The organism is Paracoccaceae bacterium (assembly GCA_012103375.1).
Taxonomy (GTDB): Bacteria; Pseudomonadota; Alphaproteobacteria; order Rhodobacterales; family Rhodobacteraceae; genus WLWX01.
On sequence record WLWX01000001.1, the window covers coordinates 3,454,976 to 3,476,451 of the forward strand.

At 61.2% G+C, this 21,476-nt stretch carries 19 protein-coding genes and 1 pseudogene; 8 read left to right on the forward strand and 12 right to left on the reverse strand.

Going from position 1 to position 21,476, the window contains the following annotated elements; all coding sequences use genetic code 11:
* Positions 1–3 precede the first annotated feature (3 nt).
* The 3 genes from mnmE to GKR99_17700 all read right to left on the reverse strand — a co-directional run bounded on the left by mnmE (position 4) and on the right by GKR99_17700 (position 3,176).
* Entirely contained in the window at positions 4–1,296 is a 1,293-nt protein-coding gene (gene mnmE / locus GKR99_17690) for a tRNA uridine-5-carboxymethylaminomethyl(34) synthesis GTPase MnmE (protein NKB29282.1), read from the reverse strand.
* 28 nt (positions 1,297–1,324) lie between these two features.
* Entirely contained in the window at positions 1,325–2,596 is a 1,272-nt protein-coding gene (locus GKR99_17695; GenBank protein NKB29283.1) for a transcription termination factor Rho, read from the reverse strand.
* A gap of 133 nt (positions 2,597–2,729) precedes the next feature.
* Positions 2,730–3,176: a hypothetical protein gene (locus GKR99_17700; GenBank protein ID NKB29284.1), complete on the reverse strand. Its 447-nt coding sequence runs from the start codon at positions 3,174–3,176 to the stop codon at positions 2,730–2,732.
* A 408-nt stretch (positions 3,177–3,584) separates the two neighbouring features.
* Between GKR99_17700 and maf the strand changes: the two genes are divergently transcribed.
* From maf to dnaQ, 4 genes are read left to right on the forward strand one after another with little or no spacing between them, the layout of a single operon-like run.
* The gene (gene maf / locus GKR99_17705) at positions 3,585–4,178 is read left to right on the forward strand and encodes a septum formation protein Maf (protein ID NKB29285.1); all 594 of its coding nucleotides are present in this window, start codon (positions 3,585–3,587) and stop codon (positions 4,176–4,178) included.
* Positions 4,175–5,008 (forward strand): shikimate dehydrogenase, encoded by an 834-nt coding sequence (locus GKR99_17710; protein NKB29286.1) that lies wholly within the window; start codon positions 4,175–4,177, stop codon positions 5,006–5,008. The genes maf and GKR99_17710 overlap by 4 nt, the downstream gene beginning before the upstream one ends.
* Positions 5,005–5,619: a dephospho-CoA kinase gene (coaE, locus tag GKR99_17715; GenBank protein ID NKB29287.1), complete on the forward strand. Its 615-nt coding sequence runs from the start codon at positions 5,005–5,007 to the stop codon at positions 5,617–5,619. Before GKR99_17710 ends, coaE begins: the two co-directional genes overlap by 4 nt.
* On the forward strand, positions 5,612–6,301 hold the full coding sequence (gene dnaQ, locus GKR99_17720) for a DNA polymerase III subunit epsilon (protein NKB29288.1): 690 nt from the start codon (positions 5,612–5,614) through the stop codon (positions 6,299–6,301). The genes coaE and dnaQ overlap by 8 nt, the downstream gene beginning before the upstream one ends.
* Here the strand turns inward: dnaQ and secB are convergent.
* Both secB and GKR99_17730 read right to left on the reverse strand, forming a co-directional pair.
* Positions 6,294–6,806, reverse strand: a complete 513-nt coding sequence (gene secB / locus GKR99_17725; GenBank protein NKB29289.1) for a protein-export chaperone SecB — start codon at positions 6,804–6,806, stop codon at positions 6,294–6,296. The two genes, dnaQ and secB, sit on opposite strands and share 8 nt — an antisense overlap.
* Positions 6,807–6,867: 61 nt before the next feature.
* Positions 6,868–7,362: an FxsA family protein gene (locus GKR99_17730; GenBank protein ID NKB29290.1), complete on the reverse strand. Its 495-nt coding sequence runs from the start codon at positions 7,360–7,362 to the stop codon at positions 6,868–6,870.
* A 106-nt stretch (positions 7,363–7,468) separates the two neighbouring features.
* On the opposite strand from GKR99_17730, the gene GKR99_17735 reads away from it, so the two are divergent.
* From GKR99_17735 to GKR99_17745, 3 genes are read left to right on the forward strand one after another with little or no spacing between them, the layout of a single operon-like run.
* Entirely contained in the window at positions 7,469–8,137 is a 669-nt protein-coding gene (locus GKR99_17735; GenBank protein NKB29291.1) for a Tim44/TimA family putative adaptor protein, read from the forward strand.
* Complete coding sequence (locus GKR99_17740; protein NKB29292.1) at positions 8,137–9,165, forward strand: murein transglycosylase; 1,029 nt, start codon at positions 8,137–8,139, stop codon at positions 9,163–9,165. The genes GKR99_17735 and GKR99_17740 overlap by 1 nt, the downstream gene beginning before the upstream one ends.
* A 6-nt stretch (positions 9,166–9,171) precedes the next feature.
* Positions 9,172–9,765, forward strand: coding sequence for a DNA mismatch repair protein MutS (locus GKR99_17745; GenBank protein ID NKB29293.1), 594 nt, complete (start codon positions 9,172–9,174; stop codon positions 9,763–9,765).
* On the opposite strand, the gene GKR99_17750 is transcribed toward GKR99_17745, so the two are convergent.
* The 3 genes and pseudogenes from GKR99_17750 to hslV all read right to left on the reverse strand — a co-directional run bounded on the left by GKR99_17750 (position 9,733) and on the right by hslV (position 13,037).
* On the reverse strand, positions 9,733–10,977 hold the full coding sequence (locus GKR99_17750; protein NKB29294.1) for an MFS transporter: 1,245 nt from the start codon (positions 10,975–10,977) through the stop codon (positions 9,733–9,735). The genes GKR99_17745 and GKR99_17750 overlap by 33 nt on opposite strands.
* Before the next feature lie 205 nt (positions 10,978–11,182).
* Positions 11,183–12,483, reverse strand: a pseudogene (hslU, locus tag GKR99_17755) (ATP-dependent protease ATPase subunit HslU).
* Positions 12,480–13,037: an ATP-dependent protease subunit HslV gene (gene hslV, locus GKR99_17760; GenBank protein ID NKB29295.1), complete on the reverse strand. Its 558-nt coding sequence runs from the start codon at positions 13,035–13,037 to the stop codon at positions 12,480–12,482. Before hslV ends, hslU begins: the two are co-directional and overlap by 4 nt.
* 82 nt (positions 13,038–13,119) lie before the next feature.
* Between hslV and GKR99_17765 the strand changes: the two genes are divergently transcribed.
* Positions 13,120–14,088 (forward strand): phosphotransferase, encoded by a 969-nt coding sequence (locus GKR99_17765; GenBank protein ID NKB29296.1) that lies wholly within the window; start codon positions 13,120–13,122, stop codon positions 14,086–14,088.
* A gap of 48 nt (positions 14,089–14,136) precedes the next feature.
* Here the strand turns inward: GKR99_17765 and trxA are convergent, their stop codons facing one another.
* The 4 genes from trxA to GKR99_17785 all read right to left on the reverse strand — a co-directional run bounded on the left by trxA (position 14,137) and on the right by GKR99_17785 (position 21,462).
* Entirely contained in the window at positions 14,137–14,457 is a 321-nt protein-coding gene (gene trxA, locus GKR99_17770; GenBank protein ID NKB29297.1) for a thioredoxin, read from the reverse strand.
* Between the two features lie 66 nt (positions 14,458–14,523).
* Positions 14,524–17,886: a double-strand break repair helicase AddA gene (gene addA, locus GKR99_17775; GenBank protein ID NKB29298.1), complete on the reverse strand. Its 3,363-nt coding sequence runs from the start codon at positions 17,884–17,886 to the stop codon at positions 14,524–14,526.
* Positions 17,883–20,795 (reverse strand): double-strand break repair protein AddB, encoded by a 2,913-nt coding sequence (gene addB / locus GKR99_17780; protein ID NKB29299.1) that lies wholly within the window; start codon positions 20,793–20,795, stop codon positions 17,883–17,885. Before addB ends, addA begins: the two co-directional genes overlap by 4 nt.
* Positions 20,788–21,462 (reverse strand): NTP transferase domain-containing protein, encoded by a 675-nt coding sequence (locus GKR99_17785; protein ID NKB29300.1) that lies wholly within the window; start codon positions 21,460–21,462, stop codon positions 20,788–20,790. The genes addB and GKR99_17785 overlap by 8 nt, the downstream gene beginning before the upstream one ends.
* Between the last annotated feature and the right edge of the window lie 14 nt (positions 21,463–21,476).

Sequence of the window (21,476 nt, forward strand, 5' to 3'; positions counted from 1 at the left end):
TCCTCATTTTCCAATGCAGAACGAAGAAAAAATCTCGTCCAGCAGCGATTCCACATCCACGCGCCCGATCACCTGGTCGATTGCCGCCGTTGCCATCCGCAGCTCAGCCGCCGCCAGGTCGAGCCCGATCGGGCCATTCGCCAATTTCACGCGCGCCGCGTCCAGATAGGCCAGCGCATCCTGAAACGCAACGCGGTGCCGATCGCGGGTCGCCACAGAAGCTTGTTGCGCCCGCCCGGACAGGATTTCGACAATCCGCTCAATCAAGCAGTTCACGCCCGCCCCGGTCAGGCCTGACACCGCGCCCTCCGACATCGCAGCCCGTTGATCTGCCTTGGAGCGTAGCACAATATCATCCGGCCGAACCAACGCCGCCTCGGGCATTTCATCCGCATCGGTCAGAAAAACGCGCAGGTCGGCGGCTTCTGCACGGTCACGCGCCCGCGCGACGCCCAATTGTTCGACCGTATCTTCGGAGTCGCGCAACCCAGCTGTATCCAGAATGGTGACCGGCAGACCTTGCAGATCCATCTGAACCTCAATCACGTCCCGCGTCGTCCCCGCCACATCTGAAGTGATCGCTGCCTCACGCCCCGCCAACCGGTTGAGCAATGTCGACTTGCCCACATTTGGCGCACCAACAATCGCAACTTCGAACCCATCCCGGATCCGCTCTGCCGCGTAAGACCCGGCAACCAGCTGGCGCATACATTCCTCTGCCCGGCCCAGCAATGCGGTGACTTCGGGTACGACATCTTCCGGCACGTCTTCATCGGCGAAATCAATCGACGCTTCCAGCAACGCCGCTGCGCGAATCAGATCCCTGCGCAGGTCTTCCGCAGCCTCTCTTAATGCCCCGGCCATCACGGTCTGCGCCTGTTTCCGCTGCGCTGCGGTTTCGGCGTCAATAAGATCGCCCAGGCCATCGATCTCGGTCAGATCCAGACGCCCGTTTACCAGCGCCCTGCGTGTGAACTCTCCCGGCTCAGCGGGGCGAAGTCCGGGCATCTGCCCAAGCGCCGCCAGGGTCGCCGCCACGACGGCCCGACTGCCATGCAGATGCAGTTCTGCCACCGCTTCACCAGTAAAGCTGGCCCCGGCGTCAAACGTCAGTACCAGCGCCTCATCCAGAATGTCCGTATCGGCACGCAAAACCCGCAGGCGTGCTTGCCGAGCTGGCGGCAAATCCCCGGCTAACGCCTGAACCGCCACATGCGCACCTGGCCCAGACAGCCGCACCACAGCCACACCCGCTTTGCCGCGCGCTGTCGCCTCTGCAAAGATCGTGTCAGACATATTTAACACATTGTTTTAGAACAATAAGTTACGCATTCATGGAATCGAATAACTCGGAATTCGTCTTGGTCTGTTTCAGTTTCGAGATCAGGAATTCAATCGCATCCGTGGTGCCCATCGGATTCAGGATGCGCCGCAAGACATAGGTCTTCTGAAGGTTCGCCTTGTCGGTCAGCAGCTCTTCTTTGCGTGTCCCGGACTTCAGCACATCCATCGCCGGATACACCCGTTTGTCCGCAACCTTACGATCCAGCACGATTTCCGAGTTACCCGTGCCTTTGAATTCTTCAAAGATCACCTCGTCCATGCGGCTGCCGGTATCGATCAGGGCCGTCGCGATGATCGTCAGGCTGCCACCTTCTTCGATATTCCGCGCCGCGCCAAAAAACCGCTTGGGCCGCTGCAGGGCGTTGGCGTCCACACCGCCGGTCAGAACCTTGCCCGAGCTTGGCACAACCGTGTTGAACGCCCGGCCCAGCCGTGTGATCGAATCGAGCAGGATGACAACATTCCGTTTATGTTCCACCAACCGCTTGGCTTTCTCGATCACCATTTCCGAAACCGCCACGTGCCGTGTCGCCGGCTCGTCAAAAGTCGACGATACAACCTCTCCCTTCACGGACCGCTGCATGTCGGTCACTTCTTCGGGGCGCTCGTCGATCAGAAGGACGATCAGATAGCATTCCGGATGGTTCTGCTCGATCGAATGGGCGATGTTCTGCAACAGCACCGTCTTACCAGTCCGCGGGGGCGCAACAATCAGGCTCCGCTGGCCCTTTCCGATCGGCGCCACCAGATCAATAATCCGGGCCGAACGGTCTTTGATTGTCGGATCCTCGATCTCCATCTGCATCCGCTCATCCGGATAAAGCGGTGTCAGGTTTTCGAACGCCACCTTGTGACGCGCCTTTTCCGGGTCATCGAAGTTGATCTTCTCGACACTGGCCAGCGCGAAATACCGCTCAGTCTCGTTGGGCGCATTGATCACCCCTTCGACCGTATCCCCGGTCCTGAGTGAGAATTTGCGGATAACTTCAGGCGACACATAGATATCATCCGGACCCGGCAGATAGTTCGCCTCGGGCGAACGCAGGAAGCCGAATCCGTCCTGCAATACTTCCAACACCCCATCGCCCGAGATCTCCCATCCATCCTCGGCCTGCTCTTTCAGGATCGCGAACATCATGTCGCCCTTGCGCATGGTCGAGGCATTCTCGATCTCAAGTTCTTCAGCGTAGGACAGCAGGTCTTTGGGGCTTTGGGCTTTCAACTCGGAAAGCGTCAGTCGATCTTGGCTCATTTTGAAATATCACCTGAACCGGGCCATTTGGGCCGCGCGGTTCTGTTTGGGTTGGGAAATCACCACGGCACCAGAACGGGCCGCTTGACCAAGGCAGATAAGGCCGTCACCGCGACCTGTCAACAAAAGCTGTTCAGAACGGGCGAACGATGACCGAGATGACGATGACCACAACCAGCACGGTCGGCACCTCATTCATCAACCGATAGTGCTTTCCGGTCCGCGTGTTCTTCCCCGCCACAAATTCGTGCTGCCGCGCCAGACACCAATGATGAAACCAGGTCATCGCCAGTACTGCCGCCGCCTTGGACCAGGGCCACCAGGAGGCCCAATCGACGATGCCGGGCGTGAACACCAGGGTCAGCCCGAACACCCAAGCCGCAACCATCGCCGGACGCATGATCACCTTCAGCAGCTTGCCCTGCATCATGGTCAGAAGTGCTGCATGCCCCTTTTCCCCCTGCTCGGCATTGTGAACAAACAGTCGAGGCAGATAGAACAGCCCTGCCATCCATGCGATGACCGAGATTACATGAGCCGCCTTGACCCAGGGATAAATCGCGAAAAGAACCTCGGTCATTCAGACATCCTTCTTCGGCCTTCCTTCTAATAATAATATAAGAAGAAAGAAAAGATGATGATGATGTAGGGGTTGTGCAGAACCGGGATACTTTGCTGATCCACAAGGATGTCAACACTTCCGGCCTTGGGGATACGCCAGCACGCAGTTATCCCAAAAAATACATAACTATCTGTTATAAAACGGGAATATAAGATATACCCTTGTGCATTGTTTTCTTTGAACGCACTAACAACAGTCTTCCCCACAAACCGCATCACCGCATGAACGACGTTTTTTCACCGTGGATAGTTCTGGGCATCTGATCCCCGTGTCCGGCCCGTCGACCCAAATATGGCGGGGCACTGGACGTCTGCGCGCTTTTGGGTCCCTATGCACCCGACTTGTCCACATGGTTACACAAAGATCATGCCGTTGATCCTCGCCTCATCCTCTGCCATCCGGCGCAGTCTGTTGGAAAACGCAGGCGTTCCCGTCACGGTCAATCCGGCCCGCATTGATGAGGATGCTCTGCGCGCCAGTCTTGCGGCAGATGACACCAACCCGCATGATATGGCCGACGCTCTGGCGGATATGAAAGCCCGAAAAGTGGCGCGCAGCCACCCGGAGGCAACGGTTCTCGGGTGCGATCAGATCCTGTCGCTGAAAGGTCAGGTGTTCGCCAAACCGGAAACGCCTGAACAAGCTGTCGAACAACTCACTATGCTGTCCGGCCAGACCCATCAATTGCATTCCGCTGTCGTGGCGGTCGGTGCGCAGGGCCCGCTCTGGCGGCATGTCGGGCAGGTGCGCCTGACAATGCGGACCGCTTCAGAGGGGTATATATCCGATTACGTCGCGCGAAACTGGGAATCGATTCGCCACTCGGTCGGAGCCTATAAACTGGAAGAAGAAGGCGCACGCCTGTTCACCCGGATCGAAGGCGACTATTTCACCGTTCTGGGCCTGCCGCTGTTGGAATTGCTCGGCTGGCTCACCACGCGCGGAGATATTGCCAGATGATACATCGTATTCCCCTGGCCGCTGTCCTTGGCCATCCGGTTGCGCATTCCCGTTCGCCCGCGTTGCAAGGTCACTGGTTGGCCCGCTATGACATCCCCGGACACTACATCCCGATCGACGTGGGGCCAGATGACCTAGGCCAGGCCCTGCGCCAGTTACCGAGCCTCGGCTTCGTCGGCGCAAACGTCACGATTCCGCATAAAGAGGCTGCATTGGCCCTGGCAACCACGGCGACAGACCGGGCGAAAGCCATCGGCGCGGCAAACACCCTGACCTTCGGTGAAGATGGCGCGATTCACGCCGATAACACCGACGGTTACGGTTTCCTTGCGAATCTGACCGCAGGTGCGCCAAATTGGCGGCCCGAATCCGGGACAGCGCTGGTGCTTGGCGCAGGTGGCGCGGCGCGGGGCATTCTGCATGCCTTGGTGGAAGCGGGTCACAGCGACATCCTGCTTGCCAATCGAACGCGCGAAAAATCGCAGCGTCTGGCCGATGATCTTGGTTCTTCGGTTCAGGTCATCGATTGGGACACTGTGGAGGCCGCGCTGCCCGATACCACCCTTTTGGTGAACACCACGGCGCTGGGCATGGATGGGCAGGCACCGTTAACCCTTGACCTGTCCGACCTACCGACATCCTGCACCGTGACCGATATCGTCTATGCGCCGCTTGAAACACCGCTTCTGAAATCGGCGCGCGCGCATGGCTGCGCGGTCGTCGATGGCCTTGGAATGTTGCTCCATCAGGCGGCGCCAGGGTTCGAGGCCTGGTTCGGTCGCGCCCCCGAAGTTGATGACGAATTGCGCCGCGCCGTCTTGCGCGCATGAACCGCCAGACCGGACATCCGCCCTTCCTTATCGGCCTGACCGGCTCCATCGGCATGGGAAAAACCACGACCGCGGCCATGTTTGCGGACCACGGTGTTGCGGTCTGGGATGCGGATGCAGCTGTTCATCGCCTTTATGGCCCGGGCGGCGCGGCTGTCGCCCCGCTTGAAAGGCTCTGCCCTGAGGCGGCGAAAAACGAAACGGTGGATCGCGCCGCGCTCAGCAATTGGATCTCGGGTGATCCGGCGCGGTTGAAGCGCCTCGAACTGATCGTGCACCCGTTGGTTGCCGAAGACCGGGCGCAGTTCATTGCAACATCAGATGCCCCGGTTATCCTGCTCGACATACCACTGTTGTTTGAAACCGGCGCGGACGCTGACGTGAACCTGACCGTCGTGGTCTCGGCGCCCGAAGCGGTACAGCGCGCCCGCGTCCTTGCCCGCCCCGGGATGACGCCCGAAAAGCTTGCAACGATCCTTGCCCGTCAGATGCCGGACGCCGAAAAACGCGCCCGCGCTGATCACATTATCGACACCAGCAGCCTTGAAGCCGCGCGTGCGTGCGTTCAGAACGTCATGGACAAAATCCACCAAAGGCAGCCCGATGCGTGAGATTGTTCTGGACACCGAAACCACAGGATTTGACCCCGGCACCGGCGACCGGATTGTCGAAATCGGCGCGGTAGAGCTGAATGGCCACATCCCGACGGGGCGGACCTATCACCAATATATCAACCCCGAACGCGCCATGCCGGATGAGGCGTTTCAGGTTCACGGGCTTGGCGACGACTTCCTGCGCGACAAACCGAAGTTCGCCGCAATCGGACAGGCATTTCTGGACTTCATTGGTGATGCGAAACTGGTGATCCATAATGCCGCCTTCGACATCAAGTTCCTGAATGCGGAACTAGGCTGGATGAAACTGCCGCCGATCCCCTGGGATCAGGCAATTGATACGCTGGAAATAGCACGCCGGAAGTTTCCGGGCTCTCCGGCGTCGCTTGACGCGCTTTGCCGTCGGTTCAACATCGACAACAGTTCACGCACCCTGCACGGCGCGCTACTCGACAGCGAAATATTGGCAGAGGTCTATCTGGAGCTGATTGGCGGGCGGCAGCCGGATTTTGCGCTCGCCTCGAACCAGACGACGACGGTTGCGGGAATCTCGGACGACTGGCGGCCCACGCCCCGGCCAAGCCCGCTGCCGACCCGGCTGAGTGCGGCCGAAAAAAAAGCCCATGCCGCCTTTGTGGACGGCATGGGCGATGATGCGCTGTGGCGCAAATTCAACTAGGGCGCGGTTCCTCGGCGCTGCCTTCCGCCTTGGCGCGCTGGGCCAGCGAGTTCCGATAGACCTGCATAAAGTCGATGTTGTCCAGATTAAGCGGCGGGAAGCCACCTTCGCGGGTGATGTCGGCGACCAGACGACGGATATAGGGAAACAGCATCCGCGGGCATTCGATCGACAGGAACGGGTGCAATTGTTCCTCTGGCACGCCTTCGATCTGGAAGATTCCGCCGTACTGCAATTCCAGCAGAAACAGAGTGTCCTCGGTGCCTTTATTTTTTGAGGTGACGTTGAATCGCGTCACAACCTCATACTGGCCCTCGGCGGCACGTTTTTTCGGTTCCAGCGAAACCTGCACCTGAATATCGGGGTTCACTTCACCCTGAATGCCCTTCTGGGCGACGATGTTTTCGAAGCTCAGGTCACGGATGAACTGTGCCATCACGTTCATTTTAACTTGCGGCTTGGTCTCGGGCGCTGGGGTTGCGGCACCGTTGTCGGTTTCGGCCATCAATCTCTCCTGGCGATGGGAATGAATGTTGGCGCGTCCTTATCAGGGGTGCGCGCGGGCCTCAATGCCGGGTCCAGCCTGATGGCGGACCCTGGGGTGCCCCGGGCAGCGGTTTGCCATCCGAAGGTGTTACATCGCTGAAGTCACCGTCAATGATATCGTCGCGCATGGGGCGCTGCGGTTGCTGGTCGCCATAGGAAAACTGCTGCACTGTAACCTTGCTGCGTAGCCAGCGATAAGCCGCGGCGCGGAACGCAGGGATCAACAGGGCAAAGCCAACGGCGTCGGTGAAGAACCCTGGCGTCAGCAACAATGCGCCAGAGATCAGGATCATCGCGCCATGGGCCAGCGGTTCGGTTGGATCGCGAAGCTCGTTGATCGACCCGCGCAGCTGCGCGATGGCCAGCGCCCCCTGCTGACGGACCAGCCAAGTGCCCAGAATCGCCGTCAGAACAACGATTCCCAGTGTTGGCCACAGGCCGATTGCCCCGCCCACCTGAATGAACAGCGCAATTTCGATCAGCGGAACGGCCAGAAAGGCCAAAAACAAGTACATGTGATCCTCCGAACCCAGGGGGCGACGGTGGACAGGTCCACCCGCGCACCATACATAGTGATCGGGGCGCGGGATTTCCAAGCCCATTGGTCAAGATTGAGGTCACATGTCGTCTGCTGTCATCCAGCTTCTGGTGCTCGCCGGGGTCGCGGTATTCCTGGTCGTGAAACTGAAAAACGTCCTCGGCACGCGCGAAGGATTTGAAAAACCGCCCGCACCGCTGCCCGGTCGCAGCGATGGCGCAAAAAGCGGCCGTCCCGATCTTGAGGTCATCGATGGTGGCCCGGACCGCGACATCACCGATCACGTAGATGAAGATTCGACCGCCGCCAAAGCGCTGGCGGCGATGAAAACCGCCGAACCGGGTTTTAATTTCACGGAATTCCTCGGCGGGGCCAAAGGCGCTTATGAGATGATCTTGATGGCCTTTGAGGGTGGCGACATCGACAGTATCCGCGCGTTCCTGTCCGAAGATGTGGCCGAAGCCTTCGATCAGGTGATCGCGAACCGCAAGAAAGAAGGCCTGACAGTCGACGCCAATTTCGTCGGCCTGCGCGAGGTTGCCCTGCAAGACGCCCGCTTCACCAAGAAATCGTCCGAGGGTGAACTGGTGGTCAAATTCGTCGGCGAACTGACCTCGGTCGTGCGCGACAACGCCGGTGACATCGTTGAAGGCAACCCGACCGAGATCAAGCGCCAGCGCGATATCTGGACCTTTGCGCGCAAAATGGGCTCGGACGATCCGAACTGGCAACTGGTCGCTACTGGCGAGTGATGGTTCGCCTGCTGGCAATCTGGGCGGCAGCACTGGCGCTGTTCTGGGGGGCTGACATGGCCGAGGCCCGTTACACAATTCTCGATTTCGATGAATTGGATGGCTGGGAAAGCGACGATCACCGCGCCGCGCTGGACGTCTTTCTGTCGACCTGTACCGATATGGACGATGCCGATTGGGATCCGGTCTGTATTCTGGCACGCCGGCAATCCAACGCACGCACATTCTTCGAAGCGTTCTTCCGTCCGGTCCTGATCGAAGACGGCAATCCCGGCCTCTACACCGGCTATTTCGAGCCCGAGCTTCTGGGCAGCCGCCGCCCGACCGAACGCTTCCGCTATCCGCTGTATCGCAAACCCAGCACGATCCCGCCCGGCACCGCCTGGTACACCCGCGGCGAGATTGAAGAACAGAACCTGATGGACGGGCGCAATCTGGAAATTGCCTGGGTCGAAAGCCCGGTTGATGTGTTCTTTCTTCAGGTGCAAGGCTCCGGGCGCGTGCGTCTGGCCGATGGTGGGGTGATCCGCGTCGGTTACGGCGGCAACAACGGGCACCCCTATCGCTCGGTCGGGGCCGAGATGGTGCGCCGCGGGCTGTTGCCGGCCCATAAGGTTTCGGCGCAGGTGATCCGCAACTGGGTCAAGAAGTTCCCCGATGAAGGGGCCCGGTTGCTGCGCCACAATCCCAGCTTCGTCTTCTTTCGCGAGGTGAATCGCGTGGCCGCCGACAAGGGACCGCTTGGTGCGATGAACCGGTCGATCACGCCAAACCGCACTGTTGCGGTGGACCCCGATTATGTGCCGCTGGGTGCGCCTGTCTGGCTGGAAAAACACGGAAAATCCCCGATTCGCCGCCTGATGATTGCGCAGGATACCGGTTCGGCGATCAAGGGTGCGCAAAGGGCCGACATATTCTATGGCACGGGATCCGAGGCCGGGCGCGAGGCTGGCCGGATCAAGGATCCGGGCCGGATCGTGGTGCTGATGCCGATCCAGCGCGCCTTTGCGCTGGTGCCCGAAGGCTAGGGCGACGTGGCGCGCAAACGGCGGCCTTTGTCGCCCGAAGACGAAGACCTGTGGCGGCGGGTTGCCAAAACCACAACCCCTCTGCGGCCGGATGTCCGGCAACCTTTGATTCAGCCGCCACCCGCCGCAGTCAAGAAACCGCCAAAACCTGTCAAACCCGCCTTTGCCCCTGCCCCGTTTCGATTGGGCAGCCAGGCATCCGAAGCGCCGCGACACGATCTGGCACCAAGCGTGGCCGAGCAATTGGACGCCGTCCCGTTGCGCATGGACAAGAAGACCTTCGCGCGGTTGAAGCGCGGCAAATCCCGGCCCGAAGCGCGACTTGACCTGCATGGGATGACCCTGGACCAGGCTCAGGGCGCGCTGTTCGGTTTCATCCCTTCGACCCGCGCACGCGGTTGCCGCCTTGTGCTGGTCATCACTGGTAAAGGGCGCAACCGCGACGGTGGCGGCCCGATTCCCGAACGCATGGGTGTGTTGCGTCATCAAGTGCCGCGCTGGTTGAATGGGCCTGCGCTGGCTGCGATGGTCCAGCAAGTCACGCCAGCGCATCCGCGCCATGGAGGCTCAGGTGCGTTGTATGTCTACCTCAGGCGCTGATGGCAACAATTTCCGCGCCGGCAGCAATCCCAGCGTGATGATGACTCCGGCCACCGCGAAATAGACCGCATAGCCCCACATCTGCTGTGGAAAACTAAGGCCCCAGTCGATCAGGACACCGCTGATGCCCGGGCCAATGGCGGAGCCGAAGACCATCAGCGCCGCGGACAGCGCCTTGATGGATCCCAGATGTCTGGTGCCAAAGAATTCGGCCCAGAGGGCTGCTGGCACGGTCGCCTGGATGCCTGAACCAAGGGCAAATACCACCAGGCTGATCGCTGCGCCGAACAGGGTTTCGGCGGCGGCCATGATAACGAAGGACACAACATAAGGGACCATATAGGCCATCGCCAGCACCGCAGACCCGAAGCGGTCAATCAATGCTCCGGCGACAAGTGTTGCGCCCAGAGCGGCAGCGGTGAACAGCGGCATCAGGGCCACATAGTCAACCAGCGCCCAGCCTTTCACCTCGGTCAGATGCACCTGTTGAAAGAACAGCGCCGTGCCCCAGGCAGGCGGGCCCAGCAGCACCGGCACCATCATCCAGAACAGCCAATGATGCAGAACATCGCGGCGGGTCCAGTGACGACCCTGCATCCCAACGGACTGGGTTTGCCTGGCGATGGATTGCGGTGTGCGTTCCGCACGCGGCAACCGCGCCAGAACCGGCATGGTCAAAAGCACCATCACAGCGGCAAGCAGCCAAAGCCAACGCCAGTCAAACCGGACCAGAAGTGCGACGAACAGAATCGGCAGTATCGCCTGCCCGAACGAAAACCCCATAGCTGCAATCGATAGTGCCCGCCCCCGCGTGGCGACAAACCAACGGGCCATGGCAACGACGCTGAGGTGGCTCATCATGCCCTGCCCCGCAAAGCGCAGAAGAAACACCGCCAGGATCAACATCGCGCCATTCTGCGCCCCGGCCATCAGCAGGCAGGCCAGCGCCAGAACAACCGCGACAATCGCCCCAAGATGGCGGACGCGAAAACGGTCGGTCAGCACCCCGGCCCAGATCATGACCACCGCCGATATCATCGTTCCAACCGTATAGATCCCGCCCCAGGCGCCGTGGCTCAGCCCGAACGCGCCCCGAATTTCACCTGCAAAGAGCGAGATGAAATATGTCTGCCCATAGCTTGACGTAAACGCCAGAAGCGCCCCTGCACCAAGGAATGGCGCGTTTGCGCGCAGAAATGTCAGGAAACCCATGGGCAACATCTGTGCCGCTTTGGCCGAAAAGGGAAGTGAATAGATTTGCTTGCAGGGTGCAGAGAAAGATTATTCCGTAATCTCAGCAACTTGGCGATGGCTGGAGGGGCCAGCCCCTCCAGACCTCCCCGGAGTATTTTTGGCGAAAAGACGGGTGCGGGCAGGGCAGACTTTCGCGTTGTGGGCGAATGGCCGGTCTTTCAGATTACAGCACGTAACGGCCCAGGTCGGCGGATTTCATCAACTCGCCCAGATGCTCTTCAACAAAAGCGGCATTGACCGTGACGCTGTCTCCACCGCGATCGGGGGCGTTGAAGGACAGATCTTCGAATACCCGCTCCATCACCGTGTAGAGGCGGCGCGCGCCGATGTTTTCCACTGATTGGTTCACCTCGGACGCGATATGGGCCAGGGCCTTGATGCCGTCTTCGGTGAAATCAACGGTGACCTGTTCGGTCCCCATCAGCGCGGTGTATTGCAGGGTCAGCGCGTTGTCGGTTTCGGTCAGTATCCGCACGAAGTCCTGTTCAGTCAGGGCGCGCAACTCGACCCGGATCGGCAGGCGGCCCTGAAGTTCGGGCAGTAGATCCGAGGGTTTGGCGATGTGGAACGCACCCGAGGCAATGAACAGGATATGGTCGGTTTTGACTGGTCCGTGTTTGGTCGAAACGGTTGTGCCTTCGATTAGCGGCAGCAGATCGCGCTGCACGCCTTCGCGGCTGACGTCCGCGCCCCGCGCATCGGCGCGGGCGCAGACCTTGTCAATCTCGTCCAGGAAAACGATGCCGTTCTGCTCGACCGCGTCCAGTGCGGTTTTCGTCACCGTTTCATCATCCAGCAGCTTGTCAGCCTCTTCCCCGATCAGCGCGTCATAAGACTGCGAGACTGTCATGGTTTTCGTCACTGTTCTGCCCGGAAACGCCTTTCCGAACAGATCGCTGATATTCATCATGCCCATCTGGCCGCCCTGCCCGCCAAGGTCAATATTTCCCATCGGGTTCGAGGTATCGGCCAGTTCCAGCGTGATCTCGGTCTCGTCCAGCTCTCCGCGTTTCAGCTTTTCGCGGAACATTTCGCGGGTGCGGTCGCGCGCCCCTTCCCCGGTCAGCGCGTCGATCACCCGGTCTTCGGCAGCCTGGCGCGCGCGGTCACGTCTTCGCGCATCCGGTCGCGGGTCATGGTGATTGCTGCTTCGACCAGATCGCGCACGATCTGTTCGACATCGCGCCCGACATAGCCAACTTCGGTAAACTTTGTTGCTTCGATCTTCAGGAATGGCGCATGCGCTAGCTTTGCCAAACGGCGCGAGATTTCGGTTTTGCCGACGCCGGTCGGGCCGATCATCAGGATGTTCTTTGGATAAACCTCATCACGAAGATCATCGGCGAGCTGTTTGCGACGCCAGCGATTGCGCAAGGCAACGGCCACGGCGCGTTTTGCATCCTTCTGGCCGATGATGAACCGGTCAAGTTCGCTGACGATTTCGCGCGGGGTCAGGTCGGTCATTGATCAATCACCTCAACAGTCAGCGATCCGTTTGTGTAGACGCAGATATCCGATGCAATCGCCATCGCCTTGCGGGCCACGGTTTCAGCGTCAAGATCACCATCCATCAGCGCCCGTGCCGCGGCCAGCGCATAGTTGCCGCCAGACCCGATCGCGGCCACGTCATGTTCGGGTTCAAGAACGTCCCCGGCGCCTGTGATCACATAAAGAGCGGACCCGTCGGTGACGATCAGCATCGCCTCAAGCTTTTGCAGGTATTTGTCGGTGCGCCAGTCTTTCGCCAATTCGACCGCGGCGCGCTGAAGCTGGCCGGGGGTTGCCTCCAGCTTGGTTTCCAGTCGTTCCAGCAGGGTAAACGCATCTGCCGTCGACCCGGCAAATCCGGCGACTACGTCCTGACCGCCGGGCGACAGGCGCCGCACCTTGCGCGCCGTGCCCTTGATGACGGTCTGGCCCAGGCTGACCTGGCCGTCGCCGGCAACAACCGCTTTGCCACCCTTGCGTACACCGATGATGGTCGTTCCGTGCCAGCCGGGAAAACTATCGTCCTGCATCTCGCCCCCTTTGTTCCTGGGCTATATGAGTGGCAGAGTCCGGGGTTGCAACCCCGCCTGAAAGGCAGAAGGCCAAAGACGAATGCGCGACAAATGGATCAGTCAGCTGCTTGACGACTGGGTGCCGCTTGCGCTGCGGGCGGGGCTGACGCCTGATGCCTTTCAACCCAATGACAGCTGGCATCGCAGGGACGCCCGGCGTGCGCATCTTGTGCTGCGGCTGGACGGCCCGCAACGCTCGGTCATTGTGAAACGCATATTCGCACCGGTTGATCAGGACAGGTTTCGCGCCGCAACGTCTGCCCAGCGCCGGGCCGAGGCGGCGTTGCGCGGACACCCGACAGCCAATGCGCCGCGCATTCTGGCAACGGATCCGGAGGCCTGTATCTGTCTTATGGACTGCGCGCCGGGCGAAACGGTTGACGCACTCTGTGCGGATACATCCGATCCGATGCCGGCATTGCGCCGGGCGGGTGCCTGGTTGGCCGCATTTCACAAAAGTGCTGCGCAGGAACAGCGTCGATTCCAGCCCGGATACATGGTTGATCACATCGCAGATCTGGGTCGACAGGTCGGGGATGGCACCTTGAAAATTCGCGCCCCGGCGGTGTTCCTGTCGCATGCGCGGCATGTGCCCGGTTGGGCGCGGTCTTTTGATCAGGGCCCTACAGTCAGCGCCGTCAAACATGGCGACATGAACATGCGAAACATCCTGCTGGATGATCACGGCTGTGCGACCGGCATAGATTTTTCGGGGCAGGGTCCGACACCTGTGGGCTTTGATATCGCAAGGTTCCTGCTGAACCATGCCGAGGTTTATGGTGACCTCGATCATCTGAAAACGGGAAGCGCCGTTGCACCGGCCGCGCTGGCAGCATTCTTTGAAGGCTATGACATTGTTGGCCCGGCCGACGCATCGGTGGCCTTCATGTTGAAACTTCAATTGTTGATTGACTGGGTGCGGGTGCCGCCAGAAGACAAGGGGTCGTCAATGCTTCACCACATCCGGTTTCAGCGGATCCGCAAACTGGCCGAGGTTGCCTTCGGATGAAAAAAGGCGCCCGCGGGGCGCCTTGATTCTTACCGGACAGACAGCGGATCAGACGACTTCGTCGATCCAGCTTTGCAGCGCCGCCTTTGGCGCGGCGCCGACCTTGTTGGATACAACCTCGCCGCCCTTGAACATGAACAGCGCGGGAATGCCGCGAACGCCAAGCTGACCGGGCGAATTCGGATTCTCGTCAACGTTGACTTTGACGATCTTCACCTTGCCGTCGTATTCGTCCGACAGTTCTTCCAGGGCCGGGCCGATCTGCTTGCAGGGGCCGCACCATTCAGCCCAGAAATCGACGACGACCGGCACGTCGGACTGGCGCACTTCGGCATCAAAAGTATCATCGGTTACGGCAACGGTGGCCATGGCGGAATCTCCTGCAAGGTGTGAATTCGTGTCAGGGATCGAACCTAGGAATGCAGCACGCCCGGGTCAAGGGAGTGTGGTGCGGCGCAGTGCCATCCTCACGATGTCGTGCGGAAGTGGCATCAGAACCGGCCCGCCGGTCCACAGAATCGCGGTGTCGTTCCGGCGATCCGGATAGATCTGCGCCAACGCGGCGGCATATGCGCCCATCTGACGCAACAGCCCGTCGGGCACCGCATCAGGGTTCGCAGGAATAATCCGGTTCGATTTGTAGTCGATGGCCAGAACGCGGTCGTCTGACACGATCAGCCGGTCGATTGTGCCGTGAATGCGTTGCCCGCCCAGTTCCTCAAGCGTCGCCGTCACCCCAACCTCGGCCAGCGCGCCGGGCAAAAGTGCATCGGCCATTGCTGGGCTGTCCAATGCGGCAATGGCATGGGCCAGACATTCAGCAATTTCATCGGCGTCGGGCCGGTCGGGGCTTTGCCGCAGGATCGCGGCCCCATCGGTTTCCCACGCCAACCTCGCCAGTTCTGGCAGATGCTCCAGCGCCAGATGGATCAGACGACCGCGCCGCAGGCTGGCCGCTTCATCTGCTTCACCGGAATGCTCCCCAGCCAGCGCCTTGGCACCGCCGAGGTCCGAGGGCGACAGCGTCGGCAGCGAACTATCCGGCCTGGGTGCCGGTTCACCGATCCATGTCGGCAATCCGGCAGGATCTGACGCCGGTTCATCACCCATCTCGGCAATCGGATCGGCCCAGAGGCCCGTCTCAAACCGTTGGCCAGCGCCTGCCGGGGTTCCGAGTTCAGCGGGTGCGACCGCCGTCATTCCGGTTTCGACCAGATCGTACCAGCTTGTCGACCCTGCCGGGCGTTGGCCTGCGCCACAGACGATCAGCCAGTTTTCCGCGCGGGTCATCGCAACATAAAGCAACCGGCGGCGTTCAGCTGCGTCCGCCGCCGTCTGCGCATCCACCGCACGAGCAAGTATGGGGGGCCTTTCGTCCCTTGGCTGCTTCCACAGGGGGGCTTCTCCCGGCGGAACCAACAGCTCATCCGCGCCGGCGCGCTGATCCCGCAGGGTGTCCGGCAAAATGACAACCGGCGCTTCCAGCCCCTTCGCGCCATGAACCGTCATCACCCGAATGGCACGCCCTTTTCCCGCCAGTTCGCGTTTCACCTCGACATCGCCGCTGTCAAGCCAGGCCAGGAATCCCGTCAGGCTGGGCACTTCCAGCCGCTCATACGCCAGCGCCTGATTGAGCAACTCGTCGATCCCGTCTTCCGCTTCGACGCCAAGCCGCCCCAGCAGGCGGGCCCGGCCATGATGGCGGGTCAGAATACGCTCGATCAGCTCATAGGGGCGCAGGAAATCTGCATCCCGGCGCAACAGATCGAGTGTTTGACGTGCCTCGCTGGTCTGATCACGATCCCGCATGGCTTGCCACAGGAACGCCCCATCACGCCCCTGTGCCAGATTGTACAGCGCATCTTCCGACCAGCCGAACAAGGGGGATCGCAGGGCGGTGGCCAGGGACAGGTTGTCTTCGGGCGTGACCAGAAACGACAACAAAGCGGTGATATCGCGCACGGCCAGTTCGTCATTCAGCTTCAGCCTGTCAACACCGGCAACAGCAAGCCCTTCGGCCTTGCAGCACCGGATAATCTGATGAAACATCTGCGACCGGCGTTGCAGCAGGATCAGGATATCCCCGGCGCTGATCCGGCGCGTCTTGCCCTCTTGATCAGTCAAGGTGACCCCGGCATCAATCAGGCGTTTGACCTCCTGCGCAATCGCGCTGGCCAGCTGACTTTTGGCATCCTGTTTGCCCGGCAGATCCACGGGATCAAACCAGTCTTTGTCCGGTTGTTTTTCCGGGTTGTCGATGATCGGCCACAGGTCGACACGCCCGGGCATCGTTTCATGAAAGGCTTCGTGCAACGTGCTCTGCCCCAGCCCCGCGCCCGCGTCACCGGCAAATGTCGCATCGACGACCTGCAATATCGCGCGCGATGATCGGAATGAATGCCGCAACTCCAACCGTTGAACACCGGCGCCAAGGCGGTCTTCGAAGTGGTCGAACATGCGGTCAAACGCATCCGGGTCGGCCCCCTGGAACGAATAGATGGATTGCTTGCGATCGCCCACGACGAACAGGGTGCGGTGCGTGTCGGCCCGCGCGCCGTGCCCGGCGGCGAATTCACGGGCCAGAAGCTCGATCACCTGCCATTGCACCGGGTTTGTGTCCTGCGCTTCGTCCACAAGGATATGATCGGTGCCGCCATCAAGGCGGAACAGGACCCAGTCTGCCACCGAAGGCTCGCTAAGCAATCTGCGGGTTTTCAGGATCAGATCGTCAAAGTCGAGCCATCCGCGCCGCAGTTTTTCGCGGCTATACCGTGGCAGGAAGCCGGCGGCAAAACCGTGCAGCGCTGCGGTTTTCTCAGCGCCAAGAAGGGCCAGCCGCACCGGTCGGGCATCGGCAACACGTTCCATCAACGCGTCGAGCGCTGTCGGCTCCGCCACTTTCAAGCGGCTGTCTTTCGTTGGAAATGCACCGACTTTCGCCGCGAAAGGTGCCTTGGCGCCGCTGCCGGTCAAAAAGACACTCTCAAAAGCGACAAGATCCCCGATATCTGGTGCATCAGGGTCAAATCCGGCCAGCTCTGTCGCGGCTTTCTGATCGTTGGACTTACCCGTTCGAAGGATGGGCATCAGATCGCTGATCACGCCCCTCGACGGTGGTTCAAGAACACGGTCCAACAGATCCTGCCCGGTCAGTCCCGATTCGAGTCCGAACCGTTTCCAGACCTCATCCCGGGACATGGGGTCTTCAAACTCTGCCCGGTGGCGGGCCATTTCGGCGGCAAGCCGGGCGATGTCTTCGCCTGTGTAGTGCAACGCCAGCGCGTCGACCAAAGGGCCGGCTTGGGGGTCATCGGCCATCGCTTCCAGCACATCGCCGATCAGTATTTTCTGGGCCCGCTCGTCAATTTCGACAAACTGCGGTGACACGCCCGCTTCCAGGGGAAAGCGGCGCAGGACCGCGCTGCAAAAGGCATGGATCGTCTGGATTTTCAGCCCGCCGGGCGCTTCGATGGCGCGGGCGAACAGGGTGCGGGCGCGGGGCAGATCCGCAATGTGATCGACGCCAAGGTCAGAAAGTGCTTCGCGCAGCACATCTTCGGGCAGCATGGCCCATTCCCCAAGGCGCTTGAACAGGCGATTCTGCATCTCGGACGCGGCGGCCTTGGTATAGGTCAGGCACAGAATGTTCTGCGGTGGCACACCTTGCAGCAGCAGACGCGCAACCCGGTCGGTCAGCACCCGCGTCTTGCCCGAGCCTGCGTTGGCCGACAGCCAGGTGGATCCGGCCGGATCCGCGGCCTGATGCTGGCGTATCGTGGCTTCGTTCAGGGCGCTCATTCACCGCTCCCTTCGCCAAGTGACCATTCGCCGAAACGTGCCAGATGATTGTAATCCCCGGTATAGCTGACATCTTCCATCGCGCGCAGCGCCAGGTAGCCCTTGCCGGGGTCACAATACGCCGCAATCAGGGTCTTCAGGTCCGCAAGCCCTTGCGCCAATTCACCCTCTTCAGGTGAAACAGAGACTGTTTTTTGCGTTGCACCCAGGCCGATATAGCTGGCAAGCGACACCGTTGCCGGTGCGATACCCTTGAACGCGCCCCAACGAACAATCAGGCATTCCAGCAGTAACTGCTTGTCAAAGGCACTGATCTGCCGGGCGCTGGGTGGGCTGGATTTATAGTCATAGATGGCCAACGTTCCGTCGCGCAGCCGGTCAATGCGGTCCGCCTTGGCCACCAGATGAAATTCGGGATCTGCAAGATCCAGATGCCCCGTAACCTCGGTCGTCGAGTCCAGTATGTCGGACTGACGCGCAAGTTCTGTTTCGATGAACCAACCGGCGGCCCGCGCGATCCGTGCCAGCCAAAGGCTGCGTGCCACCGGCCAGGGAACTTCGTCCGCCAGGACCGTGCGCGCAGCGATCATCAAGGCGTCGCGCGCTGTTGCCGGATCAGTCGGGACGCCCTGGTCGATGAACCGTTCGAACACCTTGTGAAGAACCGATCCCCGAAACCGTGCATCGGGGCTGGGACGCAGCGGATTGAGCGGCTTCAGATCAAGAATGTGCCGGGCATAGATCGCGTATGGGTCACGGATCAACGTTTGAATTTGCGTGGCTGACAATTGCCTCGGGCGGTGTTCGACGGGGGGTTTCGGGGAAGGCCGATGCGCCAGGCGTTGCGTTTCAAGATCTGCGTCCAGCGCTGCGGCCATGTCGCACCAATGATTGCCGCGCATGCGCATTGACGCCAGCGCCTCTGACCCGCCGGATTCGGCCAGCCCGTCCAAAAGGCTTGTCAATCGCGCGACCCAGCGCGCCGGAACCGCTTCTGCATCGGTGGTGCGCCTCGCGCGCGACAGAACGACGGATGGCGCGGCGATGGCCTGCTGAAAATCATGCGCCGACAGGCCAATGCGCCGTTCGGGCAACAGCAAACCGGCTTCGGCGCGCATGGCACGGTTCAGCCAGGGGTCGGGCGCGGGCGTCGACGGCCAGGTGCCTTCGTTGAGCCCGCCGAGGATCACCAGATCGGCCCCCTGCACGCGCGCCTCCAGCGTGCCCCAGATCATCACACCGGAATGGGACCGCACCGGGTCACGCACATCAATCGCGGCCAGAACCGCGCCGAGAATATCGGCAAAGTCCTGACCCGAGATTGGCCCGGCGGCATCGGATTCTGCCAGCAAATCGGTCAAGGCCTGCCGTGCGGCCTTGCCAGCCTCGGCCCCCCACAGATCGCCGGAACCCACCGCATCTGCGCCCCGCGCCAGGGTTTCCGCACAGTGGATCAGATGGGTAAGGTGATCTGCCAGAGGCGCCTCTGCATCAGCGACCTCGTCCAGCGCGACGGAAATCCGATCTGCCCAGGCCTGACGTTCGGGCCGGTCTATTGCCCATCTGTCCAGGCTGGCCTTGTCCGGAAAGGCCGGGCCCCGATTGCGCAGCGAAAGTTCCAGATCGCGGGTCATGCGCAAATGGTCGCCACGATCCGCGCCCGATGCGCAAAGCGGATGTTTGAGCAGCGCAATCAAACCTTCGACGGTGGTTTTCTGCTGTGTCAGAGCCATAATTTGCCGCAGGAACCGCCCCGGCGGTGACAGGTCCAGCGGTCGCCCGGCGCTGTCGTCGGGTTCGATGCCCCAGCGATCCAGGGCGGCGGCCACCCGGCGTGTCAGGGTCCTGTCGGGCGATATCAACGCGGCCACGACGCCGTCTTCGACCGCCTGACGCAGTCGCAGCGCAATGGACAGCGCTTCGGTGCGCGGCGTGGGCGCTTCAAGCAGATCAACCCCGGCCATTGCGTCGGTCAGATCGCCCAAACTAGGCCCGTCGCGCAGCCAGTGATGGGTGAACGGCGCTGGCCGCAGCGCAAGCGAAACGACCCGATTGCGCGCGTCGCGCCTGTCAGCCTGCCAGGCCACGACCTGTGCGGGCGGCAGATTTACCTGATCCAGGAAACGGGCAAAACGATACTGCGGATGATCCTCGGCACCTGTTGCATGCAAAAGATCACCCCAGTGGTCCCCCGACATGGTGAAATCGAACCCCGGCAACACCACCGCGCCCTGGGGCAGCTTTGCCACAGCCGCCATGAACAGCGCCGTCGCCCCGCGAGAGCCTGTCGAACCGGCCACGATCACCGGATGTGTCGGCGGAGCTTCTTCCCAGTTTTTCGCGATCTGTTCGACCGCGCGGCGCTGACGGGCTTCGGTATCCGGGGCGGCGGCATTGTCGAAATAGCGCTGCACGATATTGATGAAATCCAGGCTGCGCTGCCAATGGCCTGATGCGTCGACGATGTTCAATGCGGCCAGCGCGTCCGGGGCCAGACCTTCGCCCTGCATTTCGTCCAGCAGCGCAATCAGACTGTCGGCAAGATCAAAGGCGGCGCGCCGCGGGGCAAGGGTTGGATCCGCCTCGATCAATCCGCGGATCAGACGGCCAAGTTCCAGTTTGCGCCGCAGCGGCGAAACGGCAGCCGCCGCATCGGGCAGCGGGGTCGCAGGGCCAAGTTCGGTGACCAGCCTCAGCCGTGGGACCAGCCGGGCAGGGCCCGCGTCAAACAGATCGCGCAGCCGACGCCGCATGCGTTGGGTATTCACGAAAATCTCGGTGCGACCCAGCAGCGTGGGATCCCCGCAGGCGCGTTCAACCAGCCCGTCAATCAGGGCCTGGGGGAAATCTGCGCCCGGTGGCAGGCCAAAGATGCGCGCGCCCGGCGTGCTGGCAAAAAGCTCAGTCATGCGCGAACTGGTCCTGTGCAAGCATGTCTTCGGCCAGCGGAATCGCCTCCGGATAGCCGACATCGCACCAGCCGCCCCGGTGCAGCGTGCCGAATAACCCGCCATCCGCAATCTGGCGATCCCACAGCCGGTTCAGCGAAAAGGCCTTGCCCGGCATCTGCGCCAGCACGTCGGTGTTGGTGATCTGAGCGCCTGAATAGACAAGATCGCCTCCACGGGTCAGTCGGCCGTGGGCATCCATCGAAAAATCTCCGCCGCCCTGGCGACCGATTGCCAGATCGGCGGGGATCAACAGCAACAGGGCCTGCATCCTGTGCGCCTGCCAGGTGACGCATAGTTCTTGCAGCGGGTTCGGACCGGTCCAGACCACATCGGGATTGAGCGTATAAACCGCACCAGACCCAAGCGTCGGCAGCGCCGCCTTCAACCCGCCACCGGTGTCGAGGATTTCCGGCGTTTCAATGCACACCGATACGTCACTGCCGTGCAGATGCGCGGCAATCTGATTGGCACAGTGGTGGGCGTTCACTGCGATGCGATCCACCTTGTTCCGGGCAAGGTCCAGGGCGCGATCCAGCAGTGGCTGCCCGGCAACCGGAATCAACGGTTTGGGGCGGTTCCGGGTCAAGGCGCCCATGCGCGTCCCGAAGCCTGCGGCAAATATCATTGCAGCGTCTGGCG